This is a genomic window from Pseudoalteromonas sp. H103 (genome assembly GCF_001469205.1).
GTDB classification, from domain to species: Bacteria; Pseudomonadota; Gammaproteobacteria; order Enterobacterales; family Alteromonadaceae; genus Pseudoalteromonas; species Pseudoalteromonas carrageenovora.
In genome coordinates this window covers 262840-289265 of record NZ_LOFG01000001.1, presented here as the reverse complement: position 1 = coordinate 289265, position 26426 = coordinate 262840, and the positions used below count along the sequence as shown (strand labels likewise).

At 39.4% G+C, this 26426-nt stretch carries 21 protein-coding genes and 2 pseudogenes; 7 read left to right on the top strand and 16 right to left on the bottom strand.

The genetic code is table 11. From position 1 onward, the window contains the following. Positions 1-2 precede the first annotated feature (2 nt). The 6 genes from gluQRS to ATS74_RS01320 all read left to right on the top strand — a co-directional run bounded on the left by gluQRS (position 3) and on the right by ATS74_RS01320 (position 5154). Positions 3-947 (top strand): tRNA glutamyl-Q(34) synthetase GluQRS, encoded by a 945-nt coding sequence (gene gluQRS / locus ATS74_RS01345; protein WP_058547145.1) that lies wholly within the window; start codon positions 3-5, stop codon positions 945-947. A 269-nt stretch (positions 948-1216) separates the two neighbouring features. Further along, positions 1217-2515, top strand: coding sequence for a polynucleotide adenylyltransferase PcnB (pcnB, locus tag ATS74_RS01340; protein ID WP_058547144.1), 1299 nt, complete (start codon positions 1217-1219; stop codon positions 2513-2515). 4 nt (positions 2516-2519) lie between these two features. Beyond that, positions 2520-3005: a 2-amino-4-hydroxy-6-hydroxymethyldihydropteridine diphosphokinase gene (gene folK, locus ATS74_RS01335; protein WP_058547143.1), complete on the top strand. Its 486-nt coding sequence runs from the start codon at positions 2520-2522 to the stop codon at positions 3003-3005. 31 nt (positions 3006-3036) lie between these two features. Then, positions 3037-3831 (top strand): 3-methyl-2-oxobutanoate hydroxymethyltransferase, encoded by a 795-nt coding sequence (gene panB / locus ATS74_RS01330; RefSeq protein WP_058547142.1) that lies wholly within the window; start codon positions 3037-3039, stop codon positions 3829-3831. After that, a complete protein-coding gene (gene panC / locus ATS74_RS01325) occupies positions 3831-4679 on the top strand; it encodes a pantoate--beta-alanine ligase (RefSeq protein WP_058547141.1) in 849 nt (282 codons plus the stop codon). Before panB ends, panC begins: the two co-directional genes overlap by 1 nt. Before the next feature lie 238 nt (positions 4680-4917). Further along, entirely contained in the window at positions 4918-5154 is a 237-nt protein-coding gene (locus ATS74_RS01320) for a hypothetical protein (protein WP_058547140.1), read from the top strand. Between the two features lie 67 nt (positions 5155-5221). On the opposite strand, the gene ATS74_RS01315 is transcribed toward ATS74_RS01320, so the two are convergent. The 16 genes and pseudogenes from ATS74_RS01315 to ATS74_RS01240 all read right to left on the bottom strand — a co-directional run bounded on the left by ATS74_RS01315 (position 5222) and on the right by ATS74_RS01240 (position 22507). After that, the gene (locus ATS74_RS01315) at positions 5222-6187 is read right to left on the bottom strand and encodes a PstS family phosphate ABC transporter substrate-binding protein (RefSeq protein WP_058547139.1); all 966 of its coding nucleotides are present in this window, start codon (positions 6185-6187) and stop codon (positions 5222-5224) included. Between the two features lie 107 nt (positions 6188-6294). After that, positions 6295-7599, bottom strand: a complete 1305-nt coding sequence (gene phoR / locus ATS74_RS01310) for a phosphate regulon sensor histidine kinase PhoR (RefSeq protein ID WP_058547138.1) — start codon at positions 7597-7599, stop codon at positions 6295-6297. A gap of 54 nt (positions 7600-7653) precedes the next feature. Continuing rightward, positions 7654-8343, bottom strand: a complete 690-nt coding sequence (phoB, locus tag ATS74_RS01305) for a phosphate regulon transcriptional regulator PhoB (RefSeq protein WP_058547137.1) — start codon at positions 8341-8343, stop codon at positions 7654-7656. A gap of 646 nt (positions 8344-8989) precedes the next feature. Next, on the bottom strand, positions 8990-10054 hold the full coding sequence (fba, locus tag ATS74_RS01300) for a class II fructose-bisphosphate aldolase (RefSeq protein ID WP_058547136.1): 1065 nt from the start codon (positions 10052-10054) through the stop codon (positions 8990-8992). A gap of 201 nt (positions 10055-10255) precedes the next feature. Beyond that, entirely contained in the window at positions 10256-11431 is a 1176-nt protein-coding gene (locus ATS74_RS01295) for a phosphoglycerate kinase (protein WP_058547135.1), read from the bottom strand. 65 nt (positions 11432-11496) lie between these two features. Continuing rightward, positions 11497-12507, bottom strand: coding sequence for an erythrose-4-phosphate dehydrogenase (gene epd / locus ATS74_RS01290; RefSeq protein WP_058547134.1), 1011 nt, complete (start codon positions 12505-12507; stop codon positions 11497-11499). Between the two features lie 171 nt (positions 12508-12678). Continuing rightward, positions 12679-13341 (bottom strand): peroxiredoxin-like family protein, encoded by a 663-nt coding sequence (locus tag ATS74_RS01285; RefSeq protein WP_058547133.1) that lies wholly within the window; start codon positions 13339-13341, stop codon positions 12679-12681. A 79-nt stretch (positions 13342-13420) separates the two neighbouring features. Continuing rightward, positions 13421-14155: pseudogene (locus ATS74_RS01280) on the bottom strand (SIMPL domain-containing protein). 72 nt (positions 14156-14227) lie between these two features. Next, positions 14228-14923, bottom strand: coding sequence for a hypothetical protein (locus ATS74_RS01275; RefSeq protein ID WP_058547132.1), 696 nt, complete (start codon positions 14921-14923; stop codon positions 14228-14230). Positions 14924-14981: 58 nt separating this feature from the next. Next, a pseudogene (locus ATS74_RS01270) lies at positions 14982-15287 on the bottom strand (3'-5' exonuclease); the annotation flags it as partial. Positions 15288-15402: 115 nt separating this feature from the next. Further along, entirely contained in the window at positions 15403-17079 is a 1677-nt protein-coding gene (locus tag ATS74_RS01265; protein WP_235591983.1) for a methyl-accepting chemotaxis protein, read from the bottom strand. Positions 17080-17134: 55 nt separating this feature from the next. Continuing rightward, a complete protein-coding gene (locus ATS74_RS01260; RefSeq protein ID WP_058547131.1) occupies positions 17135-17599 on the bottom strand; it encodes a hypothetical protein in 465 nt (154 codons plus the stop codon). 321 nt (positions 17600-17920) lie between these two features. Further along, a complete protein-coding gene (locus ATS74_RS01255; RefSeq protein WP_058547130.1) occupies positions 17921-18544 on the bottom strand; it encodes a 3'-5' exonuclease in 624 nt (207 codons plus the stop codon). Positions 18545-18564: 20 nt separating this feature from the next. Continuing rightward, complete coding sequence (locus ATS74_RS01250) at positions 18565-20403, bottom strand: DUF294 nucleotidyltransferase-like domain-containing protein (RefSeq protein ID WP_058547514.1); 1839 nt, start codon at positions 20401-20403, stop codon at positions 18565-18567. 105 nt (positions 20404-20508) lie between these two features. Further along, positions 20509-22233, bottom strand: a complete 1725-nt coding sequence (locus ATS74_RS01245; RefSeq protein WP_058547129.1) for a sodium:solute symporter family protein — start codon at positions 22231-22233, stop codon at positions 20509-20511. A 10-nt stretch (positions 22234-22243) separates the two neighbouring features. Continuing rightward, positions 22244-22507, bottom strand: a complete 264-nt coding sequence (locus ATS74_RS01240) for a DUF4212 domain-containing protein (RefSeq protein WP_004586074.1) — start codon at positions 22505-22507, stop codon at positions 22244-22246. 411 nt (positions 22508-22918) lie between these two features. Here ATS74_RS01240 and ATS74_RS01235 point away from each other — a divergent pair, with 411 nt between their 5' ends. Next, positions 22919-26359 (top strand): PAS domain-containing hybrid sensor histidine kinase/response regulator, encoded by a 3441-nt coding sequence (locus ATS74_RS01235; protein WP_058547128.1) that lies wholly within the window; start codon positions 22919-22921, stop codon positions 26357-26359. Positions 26360-26426: the final 67 nt, after the last annotated feature.

Here is a 26426-nt window from a genome sequence, read left to right as displayed (position 1 = left end):
CTATGTCTCCTACAGCCGTTACCACGCCTTTGCGTGACTATCGCGGTCGTTTTGCACCGTCTCCTTCTGGGCCATTACACTTTGGCTCACTTGTGGCGGCTGTGGGTAGCTTTCTTGATGCTAAAGCTAACCAAGGAAAGTGGTTAGTACGTATAGAAGACATAGATACTACACGCGTGGTCAAAAACGCTGACTCCGATATTTTACACACCTTACAAGCCTACGCCCTCAACTGGGATGAACCCGTTGTTTATCAAACGCAGCGCTTAGATTTATATCAAGATGTTACTCAAACACTTTTAAAACAAAATCTTATTTATGCATGTCGTTGTACGCGTAAACAAATAAAAGCCATTGGCGGCATTTATCAAGGGCATTGCAAGTCACTTAATCATGATAAAACTACAGGTGCACTACGCCTTACTCAGCAATACCCCACTACTCATTTTAGCGATTTAATACAAGGTGCTATAAACGTAAATAAAGGCCTCGCCGTTGAAGATTACCTTATAAAGCGAAGTGATGGATTATTTGCATACCAGCTTGTTGTTGTTATCGATGATATTGACCAAGGTATAAATCGTATTGTTAGAGGCGCTGATTTAATTGAACCAACAGCAAGGCAAATAAGTTTATTTAAACAACTCAACAGCCCTACTCCTGAGTTTGCCCATTTACCTTTAGCGGTTGCAGAACCTGGCTTTAAACTCTCTAAACAAAATTACGCACCAGCAATTAGTAAACAAAACCCAAAACCTGCTTTAATCAGTGCGTTTGAATTTTTAGGTTTGCCCATCAGCACCGATTTAATAGATTTAAATATTGAACAATTAATTGCGTGGGGAGTTAAAAACTTTAGCATAAAGCAAGTACCTAAAGTGCCTGAAATACAAATTTCTCAACATCCTACTCACCAAGCAGTCCAATTTACGCATTTAAGCAAATAAAATAGCTAAAAACGGCTTAATTTCAACACATCAACTTAATTTTTAAACCCTGCTGGTATATGATAGCCGCCTAAATATATGCTAATTATGTTAAGCAGCCAGTAATACGTTTTAACGCCTATACTTGCTGCAGTTTTGATTGCAATACAGAGCCAATCAACACCTTCTGTAGGAGACAGATTATTATTTCCAAGCTTTTTCAATTTTGCAGGCAGATTATTGGCCCAAGTACCAATACTGAAAGTGCCGCTGTAAGTAGCGAACCGTTAGTGATCCCGCGTGGTGAACATGGTATTTCTCGCAAACAATTTAGCCCAAATGCAATCAAAGTATTATACCGCTTAAAAGACGGTGGTTACGATGCCTACCTAGTTGGTGGTTGTATTCGCGATATATTGTTAGGTCAACAGCCAAAAGATTTTGACGTAGTAACAAACGCAACGCCTGATCAGGTAAAAAAGCTTTTTAGAAACTGTCGCCTTATTGGCCGCCGCTTTCGTTTAGCGCACATTGTATTTGGTCGCGAAATTATTGAAGTAGCCACAATGCGCGGGCACCACGAAGCGCAAGAAGACAAAAACCAAATAAGCCAATCAAGTAATGAAGGGCAATTATTACGCGACAACGTTTTTGGTAGTATTGAAGAAGACGCCGAGCGCCGTGACTTTTCAATCAACGCTTTGTATTACTCAATTAACGATTTTAGCATTCACGATTACGCTAACGGCTTAGCTGCAATTAAAGCAAAGCAAATTGAGCTAATTGGCGATCCTGAAACACGTTACCGTGAAGACCCTGTTCGTATGCTACGAGCGGTACGCTTTGCTACAAAACTTGATATGAGCATTGCACCTAATAGCGAAAAGCCAATTACTGCACTTGCCAGCTTACTTGATAACATTCCGCCTGCGCGTTTGTTTGAAGAAGTACTTAAACTGTTTTTAAACGGTAAAGCCGAAGCTAACTTTTTAATGTTACGTCAATACGGTTTATTTAAATCGCTATTTCCTGAACTTGATAAAATTTTAGATAAAAATCCAAGCGGTCTTGAAACTGCATTTATTCAGCAAATGTTTCAAAACACCGATAAACGCATAAATGCTGACAAAAAAGTAACACCCGCTTTTGTATTTGCCGCCTTACTATGGTTTCCGCTACTTGAACGTACTAAAAAGATTCAAAACCAAGAGCAACTTTCTGAATACGACGCTTTTGCACAAGCAATGAATAAAGTACTTAGCGATAATTCACAGCATATTGCTGTACCAAAACGCTTTACCTTAGGTGCTCGCGACATTTGGCATATTCAGCATCGTTTAGATAAACGAGCAGGTCAACGTGCTTACAGGCTAACGCAACAGCCTCGCTTTAAAGCAGCTTACGACTTTTTATTATTACGCGTAGATGCAGGCGAAACACAACATAGCGAATTAGCGCAGTGGTGGACTCAATACTTAAGCAAAGATATTAACGGTCAAAAAGAGATGGTGAAAAACTTAGGTCATCAAGGTGGACCTAAGCCACGTAAACGCCCTCGTCGCCGTAATACAAAAAAGCCAACTGAGTAAAAACATGCAGCGTGTTTATTTGGGTTTAGGAGCCAACCTAAACTCACCAAAAGAGCAGCTTGATAACGCAGTAACAGCGCTTAAAAAGCTGCCTAATTGCGAATTTATAAGCGTATCGCATTACTATGCAAGTAAACCTATGGGCCCGCAAGATCAGCCCGATTACGTTAACGCAGTAGCCTGTATAAAAACATCCCTTGAGCCAGAGCAATTACTTGATTTCACTCAAGCAATTGAACTTGAGCACGGCCGTGTTAGAAAGGCCGAACGTTGGGGGCCGCGCACGCTAGACATAGACACGCTACTTTTTGGCCAGCAGATTATTAATACGACCCGTTTAACTGTGCCACATTATGGTTTATGCGAACGTGAGTTTGTAGTTTATCCGTTACTAGAACTTGCACCCGAACTTATTTTACCAAGCGGTATTGCATTAAAAACCATTGCAGATGGTTTACCGCTCAACGACCTACAGCAATTACCTCTGTAATTAACCAAGGCTTTAGCCTGCGAGGAATATTATGTCTAAAATAACCGTTTCTACTTTAAATAAAATGAAAGCAGAAAATAACAAAATCACTGCGCTAACGGCCTACGATGCCAGCTTTGCTAAGTTATTTCATGATAACGGCGTAGAAGTTATTTTAGTGGGTGATTCTTTAGGTATGGTACTTCAAGGTGGCGACGACACGCTTGGTGTAACTAATCAAGATATCGCCTATCACACACGTTGTGTACGCGCAGGTAGCCGTGAGCTATTTGTTATTGCCGATTTACCATTTATGACCTATTCAAGTGTAAGTGACACCTGTAAAAATGCTGCAGAGCTAATGCGTGCTGGCGCTAATATGGTAAAGCTTGAAGGTGGCGAATGGCTATACGACAGCATTAAAACACTAACTCAGCAAGGTATTCCGGTATGTGGTCATTTAGGACTTACACCTCAATCAGTGCATGTATTTGGTGGTTTTAAAATTCAAGGCCGTGAAGACGACAAAGCACAAAAAATGATTGATGATGCAAAAGCACTTGAAGCAGCAGGCGCGCAATTATTAGTACTAGAATGTATTCCAAGTGCCCTTGCTGAACGTATTACTGATGCGATTAACATACCTACTATTGGTATTGGCGCAGGAAGTTTAACCGATGGTCAAATATTAGTAATGCACGACCTTGTGGGTATTTCAGCAGGTTACATACCTAAATTTTCTAAAAACTTTTTGCTCGAAACAGGCAACATGCCACAAGCCGTTCAAAAATATTGTACAGACGTTAAAAGTGGCGCGTTCCCAAGCGCCGAACACGAGTTTAAATAATGCAGTCAATTACAGAAATCAAATCATTACGTAGTCAAATTAAAGCATGGCGCCAAGCAGGTCTTAGCGTGGCATTAGTGCCAACCATGGGTAACTTACACCGAGGCCATTTTTCGCTTGTTGAAAAAGCAAAAACATTGGCCGATAAGGTAGTCGTAAGCATTTTTGTAAACCCAATGCAATTTGGCGCAAATGAAGATTTAGATAACTACCCGCGTACACTCAATGAAGATAAACAAGGTCTTGCCGACCTTGAAACCGATATTGTATTTACCCCAAGCGTAGACACCATTTACCCTAACGGTTTAGGTGCACAGAGCTTTGTTGATGTACCCAATATATCTATGGGTTATTGCGGCGGCTCACGCCCTGGTCACTTTAGAGGAGTCGCAACTGTTGTTACTAAGCTATTTAACTTAGTACAGCCAGATTATGCCTGCTTTGGTGAAAAAGACTTCCAGCAGCTGCAAGTTATTAAAACCATGACCCGCGACTTATCAATACCAGTTGAAGTTATTGGCGTACCTACGATGCGAGAAGTCTCAGGCCTTGCCATGAGCTCGCGTAACGGATACCTATCGGCCGATCAAAAAGCGACTGCTACAGTACTTTTTAAAACCTTAAACGAATGTGCAGAGCAAATAAAAAGCGGTAATAAAGACTTTATTGCACTGAGTAATAGCGCTAAGCAAAACTTAGAAGCGGCAGGTTTAAAACCTGACTATTTTGAGATAGCTCAACGAGATACATTAAAAGCTGCTACACTCGAAGATACACAATTTGTTATTTTAGCCGCAGCCTTTTTAGGCAGTGTTAGATTAATAGACAACTTACAAGTTGTTATTTAATACCCATTCGCTAATTAAGTAATCTATTTTGAGGGTGGAAAGCCTGTTAATAGCTAGGAAAAAACTCGTTATTGAGTTGTTCTCGGCAATTACTCCTGTATTGCTCTACCTTCTGCATCTATGCAGTCGTAAATGAGGGTTTTTAATGCAGGTAGCGACACGTTTAGCCCCAAAATGATTAAGTATTATCGCGGATTGGTATAACACTTTAGCGAGCGACTTTAAGGATAAGATAAGCATGCAAACTTTACTAAAATCAAGCGTAGTTGCCCTTACTTTTGTACTATTAGCAGGTTGTCAAAACCAAGTTGAAAACCCTGAAATGAACCAGTGTGCTCAACAAAACTACCAGTGCGAAACCAGCTGTGAACAACAAACAACTGCTGAAAGTTTAAAAAAACAAGTATGCTCGGGTAAATGTGTAGAAAGCTATAACCAGTGTAAAGTACAGGCCGAAAAGTTAGGTAATATATAATTTAGCTTTAGATTATAGATACAAAAAAACCGCTCATTGAGCGGTTTTTTATTAACTTAGATTTATATTATAAACCAAGCTTTTTAAGTTCAACTTCTACTAACTTAGCAGATAGTGGTACGTAACCATCTTTTTCAACGATTTTTTGACCGTCTTTAGAAAGTACCATTCTCAAGAACTCTGCTTCAATTGGCGAAAGTGGCTTGTTAGGGTGCTTATTTACGTAAAGGTATAAAAAGCGAGACAGTGGGTATTTACCTTGCGCAACGTTTTCAAGTGTTGCATCTACAAAGTTAGTGCCTTTTTTAGCTAGTGGCACAGTACGTACACCTGACGTTTTGTAACCAATACCTGAGTAACCAATAGCATTTAATGATGAAGAGATTGACTGCACTACAGATGCAGAACCTGGTTGCTCGTTTACGTTGTTACGGAAATCACCTTTACATAGTGCTTTCTTTTTAAAGTAACCGTACGTACCAGATACAGAGTTACGTCCGTATAATTGAATGTCTTTTGCAGCCCAGTCGCCAGTTAAACCAACATCACTCCAACGGTTAACTTGCTCAGATGCACCACACTTACGAGTAGAAGAAAAAACAGCATCTACTTGGTCAATACGAAGACCTTCAATTGGGTTATCTTTGTGTACAAATACCGCTAGTGCATCAATTGCTACACGTACTTCAGTTGGTTTGTAACCGTAACGCTTTTCGAACGCTTCGATTTCTTTAGATTTCATTTTACGGCTCATAGGTCCCATATTTGAGGTACCTTCGGTAAGCGCCGGTGGAGCAGTTGAAGAACCTGCCGCCTGAATTTGAATGTTTACATTTGGGTAAATACGTTTGTACTCTTCAGCCCAAAAAGTCATCATGTTGGCTAACGTATCAGAACCTACAGATGAAAAGTTACCTGAAACACCGTTAATTTTTTGATATTCAGGAATTGCTTTATCAAGTGCAACAGCCTGCGCAGATACTAAAGTTGTAACAGCCACACCCATTGCGGCAACTAAATTTTTAAATTTCATGTGGGGTTCTCCGATTTGTTCGTCCCATTTCCTAACTGCCGTCTACTCTAAAGTGAGTAGATGACAGTTACATTACCCTTAAATGACACTTTTATGACTTTGATTTTTTACGCTTGTGGAACTATCTTATCTATTGAAAATTCAAAAGAAAAACACGATCCTTTACCCACCACGCTACTAATATTTAATTGGCTGTCATGCCTTGTAAGCACATGTTTTGTGATCGCAAGCCCTAAACCTGAGCCACCGGTTGTTCGGCTTCTGGCTTTATCTACGCGGTAAAAGCGCTCGGTTAAACGGTTTATATGCTCAGGCGCAATACCATCGCCATTATCATTTACGCTAAAACAGGCATGATTATTTTTACGCTGCCAAGTTACTTCAATTTTTCCACCGGGTTTAGTGTAATGAATTGCGTTAAATACTAAGTTAGAAAATGCGCTGCGTAGCTCATCCTCTGCCCCTTTAATATCTAAAGTGGTATCAATATTAAAAATTAGCTCGTGGCCTTTATCTTGGTTAATTGATTGCGCTTCGGTTTGAATATAACCAAGTAGCTGAGGTACATTTACTACTTTATCGCTGTCTTGACGACGAGCGCCTTCAATTCGCGATAGCGATAGAAGCTGATTAACTAAGCTATCCATGCGCTTACATTGCTCAAGCATGGTATTTTGCGCTTTATTCCACATAGCAGGCGGTGGCATCATATCGCCATCCATCATTTCTAGGTAGCCTGTCACTACCGTAAGCGGCGTGCGCAGCTCATGCGATACATTGGCAACAAAGTCTTTGCGCATTTGTTCAAGCTGTTTTAAACGCGTTACATCACGCACAACAACCATAAGCTGAGTACTTGCATACGGCATTACCCTAAACTCAAGCACTTGCTCTATTGCATGACCATTATCAAGTTCAAGTGGCTCCTCAAACTCACCACGGTGCATATATTTTGCAAATTTAGGTTCGCGTATTAAGTTATCTAAGCGCTGACCATGATCTGTAGGCCACTGCAGACCTAACACCTTAAGTGCTAACTGATTACACCACACAATACTTAAATCGTTTTGAAGTACTATAACTGCGTCGGGCACCGCTTCAGCGCCATCACGAAATCGCCTAATTAAATCAGCAAGTTCGTTACGCTTTTTACGATTGCGATGTTGTAAATGATATATACCTTCAAAAACTTGCTCCCACGCGCCCTCACCTTCAGGCGGATTAAAGCTACGTTGATTTAAGAGCCAGTCACTTAAACGATAAAGTTGATGGTAGTGCCATACAAGAAGGGAAGTTGTGCCTAAAAATAAAAGCAAAAATGGTGCGCCAACTAGCACACCAATTAATAATAAGGGTAAAAAATAAATACACAGGCGCTTTGCTAACGCCTGCTTGTTAACAACTCGATACATACACTCACTTTACCTTAGAGTAGTACTTTACAAACAAGCAAAGCTGTAAGTACGTTATAATTTGCTTGAAAAACGGTAACCTGCGCCACGTACAGTTTGTACTAAACGGTCATGTCCAAGTGGTGCAATCGCTTTACGCAAGCGGCGAATATGCACATCAACAGTACGGTCTTCAACGTATACGTTAGTGCCCCAAACATGATCTAGCAGTTGTTCACGGCTATACACACGCTCTGGGTGGGTCATAAAAAAGTGTAATAATCTAAATTCGGTTGGACCCATATCAAGCTCGCTTCCCTCAGAGGTTACACGATGCGAGATAGGATCTAAACGAAGACCATGAACTTCTATCGCTTCTTCTAATGACGTTGGTGAAACACGGCGAATAACCGCTTTAATACGTGCCATCAGTTCTTTAGGTGAAAACGGTTTAGTCACGTAATCATCTGCGCCAACTTCAAGGCCGCGAACTTTATCTTCTTCTTCGCCGCGAGCAGTAAGCATAATAATAGGAATTTGACGAGTATATTCACTTTGCTTAAACTTTTTAGCAATTTGAATACCGCTGCCTCCTGGCAACATCCAATCAAGTAAAACCATGTCTGGGTAAGGTTCTACCATTGCAGCAATGGCAGAGTCGTAATCTTCTGCTTCAATTGCCTGAAATCCATTTTGCTCTAAAACAAAAACCAACATCTCCCTAATAGGAGCTTCGTCATCTACGACTAGTACTTTACGTGACATTCCAAATTATCTCTTACGCTATCGAATTAGTTTTCATTATTATGACTAAGTATGACATTTTTATGAAAGTGTAACGTGTAAATTAAAATCGTGGTAAAAAAAACACAAATTAGTGACAAAAACCCTCATTAACGTCATATTTTTAAAAACATTTTAATTATTAATGTCGTTAAAAACATATTTTAAAGCGATTACAGTTTTATTTCATTTGAGGATAAACAAAATCTTTTTGATGGGATCATCACTTTACTAACTTAGCTTACAAACTTTTGCTTTTGCCCAATATTAATGGATGCACGTAACCATTCGCTCAAAAATAGATCGGTTTTTTACTAAGAGCTAAGTAAAAGATCAGATTTTTACCAAGCAGATCGGTGTTGAGATCAGAGTTTTACTTAGTCAAAACGCTAAGTTACTGATTATTTGTATAAATAAAAAACGATCAGATTATTTATAATGCAAAAATGGCCTTAATATAAGCTGTGCTTAGTAAATTAATGATCCAAAAAATAGGTGCGTTAGTAAATGCGTGATCCCAAATAACCGGGTTAGTAATACAGTGATCTCAGCATAATAAAATTGATAGGCATTAAAAAAGCCAGCAACTAAGTTACTGGCTTTTGAAAAAATCGCTTATAAGAGCGTATTATCTAATTTTTGGGTCTAGTTCGCCGCTTAAGTATTTAAGGTGCATTTCATCGAGTGAAATTGGCTTAATTTTACTTGCCTGCCCTGCTGTGCCAAACGAGTTATAACGCGCTACACAAATCTCTGTCATCGCTTTTGTAGCTTCTGCTAAGTATTTACGCGGGTCAAAGTTAGATGGGTTAAGCGCCATATGGCGGCGAATAGCACCGGTAGAGGCTAAACGTAAGTCTGTATCTATATTTACCTTGCGAACGCCAAACTTAATACCTTCTACAATTTGCTCTACTGGTACACCGTAAGTTTCAGGAATTTCGCCACCATATTGGTTTATGATCTCTAACCACTCTTGTGGTACAGACGACGATCCATGCATTACTAAATGCGTATCAGGAATACGTGCGTGGATCTCTTTAATACGATCAATTGCTAAAATATCATCCGTTGGCGGACGCGTAAATTTGTAAGCCCCGTGCGATGTACCACAAGCAATAGCCAGCGCATCAACATGAGTTTTATTTACAAAGTCTGCCGCTTCTTCAGGGTCGGTAAGCATTTGATCCGTAGTTAGTTTACCTTCTGCGCCTACACCATCTTCTTCGCCAGCTTCACCTGTTTCAAGTGAGCCAAGTACACCTAACTCGCCCTCAACCGATACGCCACACGCATGCGCCATCGCAACGGTTTCGCGTGTTACTTCTACATTGTATTCGTAGCTTGAAGGGGTTTTACCATCGCTCATTAATGAGCCATCCATCATTACAGATGAAAAACCTAGTTGAATTGAGCGTTGGCAAACACCGGGTGAGGTGCCGTGATCTTGGTGCATTACAACGGGGATATGTGGCCATTCTTCAACGGCTGCTAAAATCATGTGGCGGATAAATGGAGCACCAGCATAAGCACGTGCGCCTGCTGATCCTTGAACAATTACTGGGCTGTTTGTTTTATCAGCCGCTTCCATTATTGCGCGCATTTGCTCTTGGTTATTCACGTTAAAGGCTGGAACGCCGTAACCGTGTTCAGCTGCATGATCTAAAAGTTGTCGCATACTGATTAAAGCCATTGGGTATTCTCCAATTTATCGACAGCAGTCTCCTACCATCTAGTTTGAACGGATTTGTTAGTTTGGCGTTTAAATAACACCACGAAAAATCACTGCTTCGCAGCAAAGTTCCGTCAAAATTAATTATTAAATTAGGGTGAGAGGTATTTAATAATTAATTGTTGGCGAGGGTTTCCCCTCACCTTACACGGCTAAATAAATTTATTTAGCGCGCGACTCTAGCATTTCTACTGCTGGAAGCTTTTTGCCTTCTAAAAACTCTAAGAACGCACCACCACCGGTAGAAATGTAAGAAACTTTATCGGCAATGCCGTATTTATCAATTGCAGCTAAGGTATCACCGCCACCAGCAATTGAAAACGCTTTTGAATTTGCAATTGCTTGTGCAATAGCGCGCGTGCCATTACCAAACTGATCAAACTCAAATACGCCAACAGGGCCATTCCACACTACAGTACCTGCATTTGCTATAATTTTAGCAAGTTGGCTGGCTGTATCTGGGCCAATATCAAAAATCATATCGTCGCTTGTCACTTCGCTTATATCTTTAAGCGTAGCAACAGCTGAGTCTGAAAACTCATTACCTACTACAACATCGGTAGGAACCGGAATTTCGCCATCGTTTGCTTTAGCTGCTGCACATAAACGATTTGCTTCGTCCATTAAATCAGCCTCGTAAAGTGATTTACCAACCGGATGACCTGCAGCTGCAATAAAGGTATTAGCAATACCGCCGCCAGTTACTAGCTGGTCAACAATTTTAGAAAGAGAGTCTAAAACGGTTAATTTAGTTGATACTTTTGAACCACCCACAATAGCCACTAATGGGCGAGCTGGGTTATCAAGTGCTTTACCTAATGCTTCAAGTTCAGCCGATAATAGCGGACCTGCACAGGCTACATCTGCAAATAAGCCAACGCCATGCGTAGAGGCTTGTGCACGGTGAGCCGTACCAAATGCATCCATTACATACACATCACACAGTGCTGCAAGTTGTTTTGATAACGCTTCATCGTTTTTCTTCTCGCCTTTGTTAAAGCGTACGTTTTCAAACACAACAACTTCGTTATCAGCAACTTCAACGCCGTTTAGATAATCTTTTTCAAGGCGCACATTTTGCTCAAGTGCATCGTTTAGGTAATCAGCTACAGGTGCAAGCGAAAACTCTTCATCATATTCCCCTTCCGTAGGACGGCCAAGGTGTGACATAACCATTACTTTAGCGCCTTTCTCAAGCGCTAATTTAATAGTAGGTAGCGCAGCACGAATACGCGCATCTGACGTCACTTTACCTGCTTTCACTGGTACATTTAAATCTTCACGAATTAATACGCGTTTGCCGTTTAAATCTAAATCTGCCATTTTTATGACCGACATGAACATCTCCTTAGTTAACGATTCTTGAACCTGAAAAATATATTTAAAATTATTATAAAATACGTTTACTTAGCCATCATAGCACGAGCGGTATCGAGCATACGATTAGCAAAACCCCATTCATTATCACACCACACTAATAACTTTATCAGCCTTTTATGACTAACACGTGTTTGAGTACCATCGATAATACAAGAATGCGGGTCGTGATTAAAATCAACCGATACCAATGGCTCTTCGGTGTAACTTAAAATGCCTTCTAAGCGGTCTTTCGCTTGTGCTTTAAGTGCATTATTTACTGTATTTAAATCAACATCAGCGTTAACCGTCACGCTTAAATCCATCGCCGTAACATTAATCGTTGGTACACGCACCGCTATCGCTTCAAAGCGGCCTTTAAATTTAGGCAATATGCGGTCTATACCACGGGCAAGCTTTGTATCGACCGGAATAATAGACTGACTCGCAGCGCGAGTACGGCGTAAATCATGATGATACGCATCAATTACTTGCTGATCGTTCATCGAAGCATGAATAGTAGTAATAGCGCCCGACTCAATACTAAACGCATCGTCTAATACTTTAATTACGGGTACCACACAGTTCGTGGTACACGAGCCGTTAGATACAATAGTGTGCTCGCTTTTAAGCTCATCGTCGTTTATGCCATAAACAATTGTGGCATCTACGTCGTTATCAGCCGGATGCGAAAACAACACCTTTTTAGCGCCCGCAGTAATGTGTAGTTGTGCGTGTTCACGCGAATGATAAACACCAGTACATTCAAGAACTACATCTACATCAAGGGTTTGCCAAGGTAATTCTACTGGGTTTTCTTCACAAAAAAGTGCAATGGTATCGCCTGCAACACTAATGGTGTCTTCACCAAGTTTTACAGGAAAAGAAAAACGACCGTGGGATGTGTCGTATTTTAATAAATGAGCAATAGCTTCAGGGTCAGCAAGTTCGTTAATCGCAACAATTTTTATCTCGTCGCTCAAACCTGACTCGTACAACGCGCGGACAATATTTCGACCAATACGACCAAAACCATTAATTGCAAGTTTGATTGCCATGAAATATAAAATCCACTCTCTTTACGTGCAGATAAAGGCAATATGCCTTTTAGATGGCTGTATTGTAATCGACCTTGAACATTATTATAAGAGGGAGCGATTAGAAACTTTGAATTAACCCAAAAGTAGCTAAAGTGCAGGCTACTTTTGAGTAAGTACAACCTAAAGAGTTTAACTAAGTGCTTTCAATGCATTAATAATATCTTCTGGCTCTGAGCGTGTGCGGTAATCAACATCAACATAACGCCACGTTACCCTACCTTCGCTATTTAAAACAAAGGTTGCAGGGATAGGTAAAATGCTGCCATTGCCGTTATTAAGCGACTCTAAATCAAGGCCGCGGTCTACCCGCATATGCTCTAATAAAAATGTAGGGACTTTCCACGCTACGCCATAACTTGCTGCAACATCTGCATTTTGGTCACTCAGTACTACAAAATCCATGTTACTTATTTCGTTTTCGCTCATTGAGCCATCAGGCACTTGCGGGCTAATAGCCACCAACTGTGCGCCTAATGCATGAATTTCAGGTAAGCGTGATTGAAGCGCTTTTAGCTGCAAATTACAGTATGGACACCAACTACCACGATAAAAAGTAATAACCACGGGGCCTTTAGTAAGTAACTCGGTTAACTGCACCAATTGACCATGTTGATTTGGTAACTCAAAGTTTGGCGCGTTTTGGTTTAGAGCAAGTGCGTTAGCACCCTCTTGAAAAGATTTTGCTTGAGCAATACTCCCATCAACACCTTTCATAAAAGCAGGATTACCTTTTCGCCCTGCTGCTACTTTTGCCTCGGTTTGTGCTTTTAATGTGTTGCTTTCATCGCTCATAGTATGGCTACCTTCAAATTAATCAAAAACGTAAAGCCAGCTTACATTATGATAATGTATTTGGAATGAAAATTTTAACTTAATCATCTACTTCTAAATCAAACACCACATTTATAGATGATTTAAATGTAATAGTTTCATGCAGGTATCTACCTTGCTTAAATGGATTTCTAGTAACTTTAGAGCCGGTCACTACTATTCGCTCAAAACTATCTGCGCCATAACCATAACTTGAACGGTTAGAATTTGAATTAATACTGTAAATTTTTCCAAGTTCTGCCCCAAACGCTTTAGCAAGCTCGCTTCCTTTAACTATAGCGTTTTCTATTGCGCCTTGTGTTGCTTCAGCTTCTAACTGCTAAGATTTTGAAGACATAAGCTCAATATTCGTCACTTCATTAATTTTTACACTTAGTGCAAAATCGATAAAATCATTCACTTTTTCAATATTTCTTAATGTTACTTTAAGTGTTCTTGTTGCTACATATCCTGCATTTATTGCTGTACCGCTCTCGACATTAAACATATCGTCATCATTATGAGTTAACAGGCTTGAAGCGGAAACATCAGTCTCCTTAACATCATACTTGCTTAAACCTTTAAGTAACAAATTCACTCGGTCATCCACATCACGTTTAGCATCAAGTGATTTGTCTTTAAAGCTTATTACTTCGAAAGATATTTGAGCCATATCAGGCACAGCCAATATCTCAGCTGATCCTTGCACTGCAATATGACGATTAGCAGGTAAGCTTGAATTAGCAAAAGCGATAATTGGGAATAAGGTTAAGAAAATAGTGGTAATGAGTTTCATAATTTACCCTGAATAAGTGCCATGCTGAGTTATGCGTTAATAAATAACAGCCAATAGTATTTATGCGAATGTTTAATCACTGTGTGTTTGAGCAGCTTTTGACTTTGGCTTAATCGTTTTTTCTTGGTGTAGATTAGGTATTAATGCTGAAATATTTTCTTGTGAAATAATAAGTAACTTATCTTGTTTATTATCATAAACAAATAAATTCCCCATTGTTGAGGCTACTATTTGAACATTTTGAAGTTGAGTTACTTTACTCTTAGCAATTGGATAATTTAATGACAAGTGATAATTCATTGTTCTTTCATTTATTATATCTTTACTGTGTGAATGCGCCAACATAGTAGGGTATGTAGATATTATAAGTGCTAAAAATAACATGACTGAGTAACTAGGTTTTAATAAATAGAACGGGTAACCAAAGCCATAATAAAGTTTTTTTAACACGGTTGTTTTACTAGGATCTGGCATGTGTCCTGAGCGCCAATTTAAATAAATAGCTGTTAAAACGATGATCGCAGTATAAAGAGTAATAAGTAAAGGATTTGAAATCAGTGCCAGTAGAAAGTCACTTATTTCAATAAAGTTGAATACATCAACCGAAAAGTTATTAAGTAAAACGTAAAGATACACAACACCTGATAAACTACCCAGTAAGTAAAGAATAGTAAGAAACACACCAAAATTATTGTGAATGTACTTTTTAACTGCTTTAAGGTCATTGTTTAACTGGTTGTGATACTTACTGGCGGCTTCAATTACCATAATAAATCCTTTTAAAATTCTTATCTTAACAAAATAATTAGTAAATGCTGTAGTTTTGTTAAATTATTGACCTCAACTGCAACTCTTTACCACGGCTTATTTGATTGCACTGAGCTAGTAGTAATTCGGCGGTCGCTTGTGCATCGGTAAGCGCATGATGACAATGATAACTTGGTAACTCATAACGCGCACGACACGCACTTAGGGTTAAATCATCTTGTTTTATATCACATGAATGATTAATTAAGCGTTTTTGTTCTATATGGAGCGTATCGAGGATGAGTTTGGGTTGAATATGAATATTTGCGTTTTTTAGCGCCACTTATACAAAGTTCCAATTAAGCATTGCATCATTGAACACTAAATACAGGCTTAATTGGTAAATATAGTTTGATATGTAATAAGTGTCTTTCTACTAGCCTGAAAATACAACCTCGTTAGTATTGTTTTAAGCTTCTTAATAAATTTAAGGTGAATAGTCACACTTTAAATTTATTAAGGTTAATTCTTAAGTTATTAATATATCTTGCGATACTTTCATTTGCTTCAGATGTATCTTGTGCTCCTGTCGATGTTTCTGTAGCAATATCTGTAATGTTAATTAAGTTTTGATTTATTTCACTTACAACAGCTGACTGTTCTTCTGCAGCGGTAGCAATCTGCAAGTTCAAATCCGTAATTTCGTTCACTGCAATGGCAGAATCTGCAAATATTTCTGATGTTTCAGTACTCTTTTTAAGGCACTCATCGGCACTACTAATTCCCTTATTCATACTCATCACTGCATTTTTAGCTTCACTTTGTAAACGGGTAACCAAACTTTGAATATCAACAGTAGAAACTTGTGTTCGTTGCGCTAAAGCCCTTACTTCATCAGCAACAACAGCAAAGCCTCTGCCTGTATCACCAGCTCGCGCAGCCTCAATTGCAGCATTTAAAGCAAGTAAATTAGTTTGCTCAGCAATGCTTTGTATAGTGTCCAAAACACTGCCAATATTATTTGTTTCTGTTACAAGGCTCTCTATCACAGTACTTGCTTCATCTATTTCTGTAGCTAAACGTTGAATGACTAACTTTGCTTGAGACGCTTCTAATTTCCCTTTTAATACTCGCTCTTTAACAGCCTCGGTCACTGTTGATGCATTTTGAGTATTACTTGCCACCTCTAAAGTTGTACAGGTCATTTCTTCGACGGCAGTTGATACCATTTCAGTTTCAACCCTTTGCTTGTCAACGTTTGTCACAGTTTTTTGCATAATATTTATTGCAAATTTAGATGAATCATCTAATTGCGATAAATGTATATTCGCTTCACTGATTGTTTCTCTTAGCATTAATAGAAACTTGTTGAATGCTCTTGCTGTATCTCCTATTTCATCGCTAGCACTTTCATCAAGCGTTAAGGTTAAATCGCCATCACCATCGGCTATTTCAACTAATCTATTTTTTAGTCTAATTACTGGTTGAGAAATTGCTCTGCTTATAAAATATGATAACGCCATACCAACAATAACGGAGAAGAGGAATATATATAGTATTAAATCAATACCTTGCTTTTCATCACTTTCAGCTTTTAAGGCTGAATCTAAAGTAAATTGCTGTATTAGGGAAAGTAGTGTTATTAGTTTTTTTTCAAATTTGTCTTCTGCGACTTCAATTGTACTTATTTTATCGCCCAAATCAGAAACAGATTGAGTTTTAACCGCTTTAATTACATCATTAATGTTCGCTGTAATACTTTGATATTCTGTATTTAGAAGCTTCAAATCATTCGCTAAGGCTTTAAAACTTGCTTTAGCCTTTTCGCTATGAAGCTGAGCAATAGAGTCACGAACAAATTTTTCTGATTTATTAAATTCACTTTGAATTTTTTGTGTTAGCGACGAAAGCTTATTTTCAATTTCTTCATTGCTTCCACCTGAGGCTAAACTTTCGTGTAACAAAACCCGCTGAAAATATATTGTTTGCTCTAATTTATGCTCCGACATTGTAGTAAGCATATTGCTAAGAGGAATATCTCGCTCAGCTATGTCAACTAGCTCCATACCTATTTTATTCATCTGTATTAAAGATATAACCCCAATTATCAACATTAGTATAATTTGCGAAATACCTAGAAAGTAAATTTTACTGGTAATAGACAGCTTACTTAACATTTTAAACCTCTTCAATTTTAGGGCTAAACCTTACATCATTGCTGAAAAGTAAAAATCAAAAAGGTCGAGTAATAGCAAAACCAATAACAATAGCCTCTTCGTCATCAATAAAGTCTACCGCTACAGTAGGTGCGATACCAAAATCTCCAACATGAAAATCATAAGCGCTACTGATACGGTATAAATCTTCATTGTGGGGGTGCCCTCCACCGATGCGCTCTTCACCAAAACCAACCCCCAAACGAATATTTTTAGTCGGATGATAAAAAAGAGAAGCTAAAACTACAGCTGTACCATCGCCATGATGTGCATCATTTGTTCTTTCGTATACCACTCCTGCGCCCCATTCATTAGTAAATTTATACTCATATTCAATCCCAAAGGTAAATTCACTTTCACTATCAAAATGAGTGGTGCCAATAAAAATTCCGGGTACGTGTTTAACTTCGTCACTTGCTTGAGCAGCTGGAATTAAAAATATCAGAGAACACGCGATGCACTTTAAAATTTTATTTCTCATATTTTTCTCTTTTAAATAAACAATAACAAAATTATATATTTCTAGAGCTACAACAGATCTAGACGACACACTTTGGAACAATAACAACTTAACATTATAGATAACTTATATTTACATATTAGTTTCTTTATGCGATCTAGCAAGATTCAATGCTATATATGTAGAGTAATCATATTTAATGAGCTTTAAGGATTAAATTTATTTAATAAAAAACAGGGAGGAATTCGTTTTTAGGTGAATAATTTTTGTGTGTTCTGTTATCACTAATAGCCAATCAAGGTTAGGTTAATTAAAATAAACCTGTATTTTAAAGCGGTAAGTCTATGTTAACTCACCTACCTTTAGCTCTTTGCCACGGCTTATTTGATGGCACTGAGCTAGTAGTAATTCGGCGGTCGCTTGTGCATCGGTAAGCGCATGATGACAATGATAACTTGGTAACTCATAACGCGCGCGACACGCACTTAGGGTTAAATCATCTTGTTTTATATCACACGAATGATTAATTAGTCGTTTTTGTTCTATATGGAGCGTGTCGAGGATGAGTTTGGGTTGAATATTAATATTTGCGCTTTTAAGCGCCACTTTTAAAAAGCCCCAATCAAGCATTGCATTATGAAACACTAAAATACAATCACTAAAGTGGCTGCTTAATTGCGCTAATATACTGGTAAGGCTTTGCCCTTTAGCTAAAGTATCGTCGTTAATTCCATGATATACAGGGCTTTGCTCTAGGCTTTTAACATCTTTATTAACTAAGTGTTTTGACTCACTCATTTTTATACATTGGTTATCTATTACAACCCACGCTACCGATACAATTTCGTGTTGTTTTGCATCAAGCCCTGTTAGCTCTAAATCAATAACTAAATAGCGCTGTGTTAACGCATTTTGACTTAATAAATTTCGCTTTTTAAAGTATTCGCTAAGCAATTTTTTCACCATGGTCTTTCCTAAAATACGCCTTATAAACTGCCACGAGCAAATTTAAACGCGGCGGCTTGCTGCGCTTGCTTAACTAAGTAAAAAGCTTCTTTTAACTGATGGCGCTCAAGCGAATTTAACTTATCAGGATTAATACAGTTACTTGGTAATCCCTCTTCATTTATCTGAGTACTTAAGCGCAGTTGAGTTAAGAATCGCCAGCAATCTTTTAAATTATATATATCCTTTTTACTGAGTAAGCCGTGCTTTAAAAGCGCATCTAATCGCTCTTGTGTATTAGCGCGCCTAATTCCAGCTTTAAGTGCGTATAACCTTGCTATGTCGTTAATAATAACCACACCACGTGTTTTTAAATCTATGTATTTATTATTTTGATCGGTTTTTTCGGTTTTAAACTTGTTAAATAGACCAATCGGTACGCTGTTACTGCTTATATCGGTTGCCATAGCGGCATAAAATAATTCATTGCGAGATATGCGAGTAAGCTGCTCACAAAAGCTGCTGTACAAGGCATTTGAGCCTTCAATAAAGCGCAAATCAAAAAATATTTTACAGTTAAGCATGGCGTTTGGCGTTGGGCTTTTTATCCATTTAAAAAAGCGCTCACACCAGTCACTTATACTCATTCGGCATAAATCGCTGCTGGCCATAATATTTCCAGGGCAACGTCTAATTCCACACTCTACTAACTGTTCACATACAAACTCCCCCATATGTTTAAAGTAAGCGTGTTGTTCATCACTTAAATCATCAGGCAGTAGTAAACCGTTGTCTTGGTCTGAGTGCAGGGTTTGCTCTTCTCGCGCTTGCGAGCCAAAACAAATAAAGCTAAAACTGGTGGGCGCTGCACCATTATCTTCTTGAAATAAATGAATAAGGCGCGATGTTAGTGCATCGGTTAAACCGCTTAATAATTTACCAATTAGTGATATATCATCAATGTTGTATGAAAAACTACGCAGGAGCTCAGGAATTTCTTTTGCGTAGCGTTTTAAGTCAGTAATGGTATGCGCTTTATAAATGCGGCCAATGAGTTGTACTGGATCGCTTTTTTGCTGGCGTAGTAAATCGGTGCTAGTAAGCATACCCAACGGTTTATGGTTTTCATCAAGTACAGGTAAGTGGTGAATATTATATTTAAGCATTAAATGCAGCGCAGAAAACACGCGGTTATTTTCAAAAATAAACTTGGGTTTAGCGGTCATTATGCTGCTAACAGCTTCTTTTGGGTCTACTTCGTCGGCAAGTACCCTGTTACGTAAATCACGGTCAGTAACTACACCTACTAAATGGGCATGTTCGGTGATCATAATTGAAGACACGCCATGCTCTTTCATTTTTTTAGCACTTTGCCTAATGCTCGCATCGGGCGCTAAAGTTATCGCTTTGCGGGTCATAAGCTCAGATATTTTACGCTCAGACCAGCTATCGTTTTTACTTTTATAATGTGATGAGAGTAAACGGTTTGCGTGCGCCCTTACAAAATATTGCTCAAACGGTTTGTATTCACGGCGTAAAAAATCAAAGTGCTCTTGGCTGAGCATATACACTATGCCCTCTTTTTGAACCGCTAACCTATTTTGTATTGCTTCTCCGGTTAAAAGCGAGGGGTAACCAAAATAATCACCTTGCGCTAAACGCGTTACTACGTCGCCTTTGGCATCAACCAAGTCGTACAAACCTGAGCGAATTAAAAAGAGCTTTGGACTTTCGCTTTGCAGCCATTGTGCTTGGTTTTCGCGTGTTAGGTAAACACAATCTAAATGGCTTACAAAGTATTCGCATGCACTTGTTTGCAACATACTAAAAGGCGCTTGCATACACACATACTGGGCTACTTCTTGTTGTTCTACACTCATTGTTGCACTCATTAAAAAGTATACACTGCACCAATGTACTCATTATTTATACAAATAAAAAGCCCGACTAAAGTCGGGCTTTTGGTGCTTTATAAATAAGTAGGCTTAGTGAGCATGTGCTCCAGCCGACCCTTTAGGATTACGAATACCTTCTACCATTTCTTGAATTTCAACAGGTGTAGGCTGAGTAAACTTAAGTACAGTCGCTGCAACTACAAAGTTAATAATCATACCAACTAGGCCTATGCCTTCTGGAGAAATACCTAAGAACCAATTTTCAGGACTATTAAGCTCAGGGCTTACAAACTTAAAGAAGATAATATACGCAGCGGTAAAGCCAATACCCGTTACCATGCCGGCAATTGCACCTTCTCTGTTCATTGTTTTAGAGAATATACCCATGATAATTGCTGGGAAGAAACTCGCCGCCGCTAAACCAAAGGCAAACGCGACCACCGATGCTACAAATCCTGGCGGATTAATACCAAAGTAAGCGGATATAACAATAGCAACCATCGCAGCTAATCGAGCGGCCAGTAGCTCTTGCTTATCGCTAATATCGGGTTTAAGGGTTCGCTTGAGTAAATCGTGCGAAACAGAGGTCGAAATAACCAGCAGTAAACCTGCGGTAGTAGATAGTGCTGCTGCAATCCCCCCTGCGGCTACTAAGGCAATTACCCATGCTGGTAAGTTGGCAATTTCAGGGTTAGCAAGAACCATAATATCGCGGTCTACTTTTACTTCGTTTGCGCTATTTGGATCTTCAATTTTACCCGCTGTGTAGAACATTTTGCCATCACCGTTTTTATCATCAAAGGTAATAAGGCCTGTGCGTTCCCAGTTTTTAATCCACGCAGGTGCTTCTGCGTACTCTGTACCACTGCCGTCTTTACCGTTAATGGTATCAATCATGTTTACACGAGCAAACGAGGCAACCGCTGGTGCTGTGGTATAGACAATAGCAATAAATACCAGTGTCCACGCTGCTGAAATACGTGTGTCTTTAACACGAGGTACAGTGAAAAAGCGAACAATTACATGTGGTAAACCAGCAGTACCCACCATTAACGCACCTGTAATTGCAAATACGTCAATCATGCTCTTAGAGCCTTCGGTGTATTGGGCAAAGCCAAGCTCTGCACTTAAACCGTCTAACTTATCGAGTACATAAACGCCGTCGGTGCCAATAAGTGTGGCGCCAAAACCTGTTTGTGGGAAGAAGTGGCCTGTCATCATCATTGAGATAAAAATAGCAGGAACAAGGTATGCAAATACAAGCACACAGTACTGTGCTACTTGCGTGTAGGTAATGCCTTTCATGCCTCCAAGTACTGCATAAAAGAATACAATCACCATACCAATGTATACACCGGTTTCAATTTCTACTTCTAAAAAGCGAGAAAATACCACGCCTACGCCGCGCATTTGCCCTGCAATGTAAGTAAAACAAATAAAGATGGCACACAAAATAGCAACAACACGCGCTGTTTGTGAATAGTAACGATCGCCAATAAAATCAGGTACCGTGAATTTGCCGAATTTACGTAAGTAAGGCGCTAAACACATAGCGAGTAATACATAACCGCCGGTCCACCCCATTAAGTAAACGCCGCCATCATACCCTGCGAACGAAATAATACCCGCCATTGAAATAAACGACGCGGCGCTCATCCAATCTGCAGCTGTTGCCATACCATTAGCAAGTGGTGGTACGCCGCCGCCCGCTACGTAAAATTCTTTAGTTGAGCCCGCTCGAGCCCAAATTGCGATGCCGATATAAAGCGCAAAGCTTAAACCAACAATTATAAATGTGAGTGTTTGAACATCCATTGCTTAGCTCCTATTCGTCTACGCCGTATTTTTTATCTAACGTATTCATTTTGAAAACGTACACAAAAATCAAAGCAACAAAGGTGTAAATCGCGCCTTGCTGGGAGAACCAGAAGCCAAGTTTAAACCCAAAAAAACGTACTTCATTAAGTACATCTACCAGTAATATGCCAAAGCCAAACGAGACCACAAACCACACTGCTAGTAATTTAAACAGTAGTGAAATGTTTTCTGCCCAATAAGCTTTTGCTTGTTCTTCATCTTTAAAAGCCATTTTTATTTTCCCCTTTAAGCATCGCAGTATCGCGATGGGTGGTTTTTTATCTTCGCTAATCAATTTAGCAACGCAGCTTAAATATTGAATTGAGACCATAGTCGTAACAGCTTGTTAACGTTTACGTAAACTGTAAATACACATTTTATAAATAAACATTAAAATCATATTTTTCATGAAGTTAAGCTACTATCAGAGTGTCAGTAAAGTGCAGTAACTCTAAATTGGTCAATAATGCGACATTAGTCTAATAAAAATACTAAATATAAATTTACTTAATATATTCAATAGATTATAAAAATAAGCGCGTTTTAAAATAAAAATCTGCACGCACACTTATTGCCAGTTCTGGTATTGTGTTAATGCTCTCAAGGTTGAGGGAAATGTTTTACTAATAAGGTTAATAACAACATGACTGCCGTACTCATTATTGTTGCTTTAGGTTATATAGGTGTGCTGTTTTGGCTTGCCAACTGGGGCGATAAAACAACACCATTGGCAAAGCGTATAAGCCACCACCCTTTTGTATATTCTTTATCTTTAGGTATTTATTGTACATCGTGGACCTACTATGGCTCTGTAGGTACAGCGGCCACCAGCAGCTGGAGTTATTTACCCATATTATTAGGCCCTGCACTGTTGTTTTTTTTCGGCCAAGGGTTTTTACGCAAACTGGTGTTAGTCAGTAAAAAGCAAAACATAACCACCATTGCCGACTTTATTTCTGCGCGTTATGGCAAGCGCCAAACCACTGCAATTATGGTTACTTTAATCGCATTATTAGCGACTATTCCTTATATTGCGCTGCAATTAAAAGCCCTTAGTACCAGCTTTTTACTGCTGCAAAGTAGTAATAAAATATCGGGCGATATGCTCGCGCTTTCGGCCACATTAATTATGGCAATGTTTGCAATATTTTTTGGTACGCGCAAAGTGGATGTAACAGAGTACCGCTCTGGTTTAATGCTTGCTGTAGCATTTGAGTCGATGATAAAACTTATTGCACTTGTTGCAGTAGCAGGGCTTGCTGTTTACACCCTTTTTAATATGCCTGTCGCAACCTCGAATAAAGTAAGCGAGTCTATTTGGCAGCACTGGGCCGATTTTAACTTTTTTAGTTTTAACTTTATTGGCCAATCGCTCATGGCTGCTGCGGCAATTATATGTTTACCGCGTCAATTTCACGTAACCGTGGTCGACAACCAAGACAAGCGCCATTTATTTACTGCCCGCTGGGCGTTTCCGCTTTATTTACTACTTACCGCCGCGATGATTTTACCCATTGCCACCGCTGCTATTCATCCCGATATTGGCTCTGGTTTCTCCCCCGACAGCTTTGTGTTAGCACTTCCGTTAATTCATGACCAAGCATTTTTAACCACCTTTGTATTTATAGGCGGGCTAAGCGCTGCAACTGCAATGATAGTCGTTGCAACACTTACGCTAAGTACTATGATCTCAAACGATGTAGTATTACCCCTAATGCTACGTCGTAAATTTAAACGTAATTTAATTACCAGTAGCTATAAATCGCGCATATTACTTGTTAGGCGTTTTACTATTGCTGGCATATTAATTTTGGCCTATTTTTATCAGCAATGGTTTGGCCACAGTAGTGCGCTGGCCAGTATGGGCTTAGTTGCATTTTCGTTGGTTACACAATTATTACCCTCAATAGTCGGTGGTTTATATTGGCGAAAAGGCCATGCTTATGGCGTATATGCAGGCTTAGTGGCGGGCTTTATTTGTTGGATATTATTTTTAATGATGCCAATACTTGATGCTGGCGCAGTGATTGATAGCGAGCTGCAACAAACGCTTATTACTCGAGGTACTTTAATTGCGCTGTTTGCCAATATTGGTTGTTACATTAGCTTTTCGTTAGGAGCAGAGGAGCGCTTAATTGATAAAATTCAAGCAGCTGCATTTGTTAATCCTAAAGATCAGGCTATTTTATCTCGCCGCTTAAACAAAAACGTAAAAGCCACGGTTTACGATTTTAAAATACTTTTGCAAACCTTTTTAGGCATTCAGCGTAGCCAGCAAGTTTTAGCTCATTATGCGCTAGCGCATCATTTAAATGACAACAGCGGACACCCTGAGCCTGAATTTATAGCTTACTGCGAGCGCGCACTAACCGGTGTATTAGGTGCATCTTCTGCTCAAGCACTTATTCATACAGTATCATCGGGTAAACGCATGGCCTTTGAAGAAGTAGTCAACTTTTTTGACGAAACCACACAAGCCCTGCAATTTAACCAAAATTTATTGTATACCTCGCTTGAAAATTTAAGCCACGGTATTTCGGTTGTCGATAAAGATCTAAACCTAGTTGCATGGAATAAACGCTACGGCGAAATGTTTGGCTACCCAGAGGGCTTTTTAGAAGTAGGCCAACCCATACAAGACATTATTAGATACAACGCAGAGCGCGGTGAATGTGGCCCCGGCGAAATAGACCGCCAAGTAGAAAAACGCGTTCAGCATTTAAAAAATGGCAGCTCTCATCACTTTATACGCCATCGCCGCAACGGCCAAGTATATGAAATGATTGGTAACCCCCTACCAGATGGCGGCTTTGTAACGAGCTTTTCGGATATTACTAATCACATTAGTACGCAAAATGCCCTTGAAGAAATAAACATGGATCTTGAAAACCGCATAGAAGCGCGAACACAAGAAGTACAAACCATTAATAAAGACTTACAAGCACAAATAGATAGCCGCGTACAAACAGAGCAAGCACTTACTTTAGCCAAGCGCGAAGCAGAGCAGGCCAACGACAGTAAAACGCGGTTTTTAGCGCTCGCGAGTCACGATATTTTGCAGCCACTTAATGCAGCACGATTATACCTTGCCGCTATTGACGAAAAACAACTCGATAAAACTAATCAAAATAGCTTTGATAAGCTTGGCGATAGCCTAGATTCTACGGTGCATCTAATGTCGGCATTATTAGAAATTGCCAAGCTAGAACAAGGTGCCATGACCCCTACCCCGCGCCATTTTTCTATTGATGATATTTTAGCGCCACTGCAAAGTGAGTACGCTATTTTATCAAGCGATAAAGGCCTTAAGCTTAGCGTGCGATCAAATCAGCAAATAGTGCACAGCGATATAACTTATCTACGTCGTATTATTCAAAACTTAGTATCGAACGCTGTTAAATATACCGACAGAGGCCGAGTACTTATTGCCTGTAGAAACCGTAAACACAATTTACGAATAGAAGTATGGGATACAGGCCCAGGTATTAGCGAAGTAGAACAAGCTAAAATATTTAACGACTTTTACCGCATAGAAGCCGGTGACAACAAAGGTGTAGGCCTCGGGCTTGGCGTTGTAAAACGTATGGCCGATTTATTAAGCTTAGAGCTTGATGTGCACTCAGAGCCAGGCAAAGGCAGCCGCTTTAGTATTGAAGTACCCTACGGCGATGCGCAATTTGTACAACAAAAACCAGCCGCTAGCAGCTTAATAGAAAACCGCGCGGCTATAAATATAGTGGCCGTTGATGACGACCCAGAAAATCTAGCGGCTATGGCCAGCTTACTTAAAAAGTGGCAAGCCAATTACACCTTATTTGACGATGTCGACAAGGTGCTTGAGCATGCAAAACAAAATAAAGCGCCAGATGTAATTTTAATGGATTATCAATTAGGCAATGAGTGCGATGGCATCACTTTAATTAAAACGCTCAGAGAGATATGGCAAGGCGATATTCCGGCTATTTTAATTACCGCAGTGCGCGACACCGAGCTAAAACAAGAAACCAAAGCAGCTAATATTCATTATTTAAGCAAACCCATTAAGCCTGGTAAGCTAAAAGCACTGCTTAATCACAGTACTTAATTTTATTAGTTACTTAGCTTTTGCTAAGCTAAGTAAGCAAAAGCCCAGTGTGTTTACTGGGCTTTGC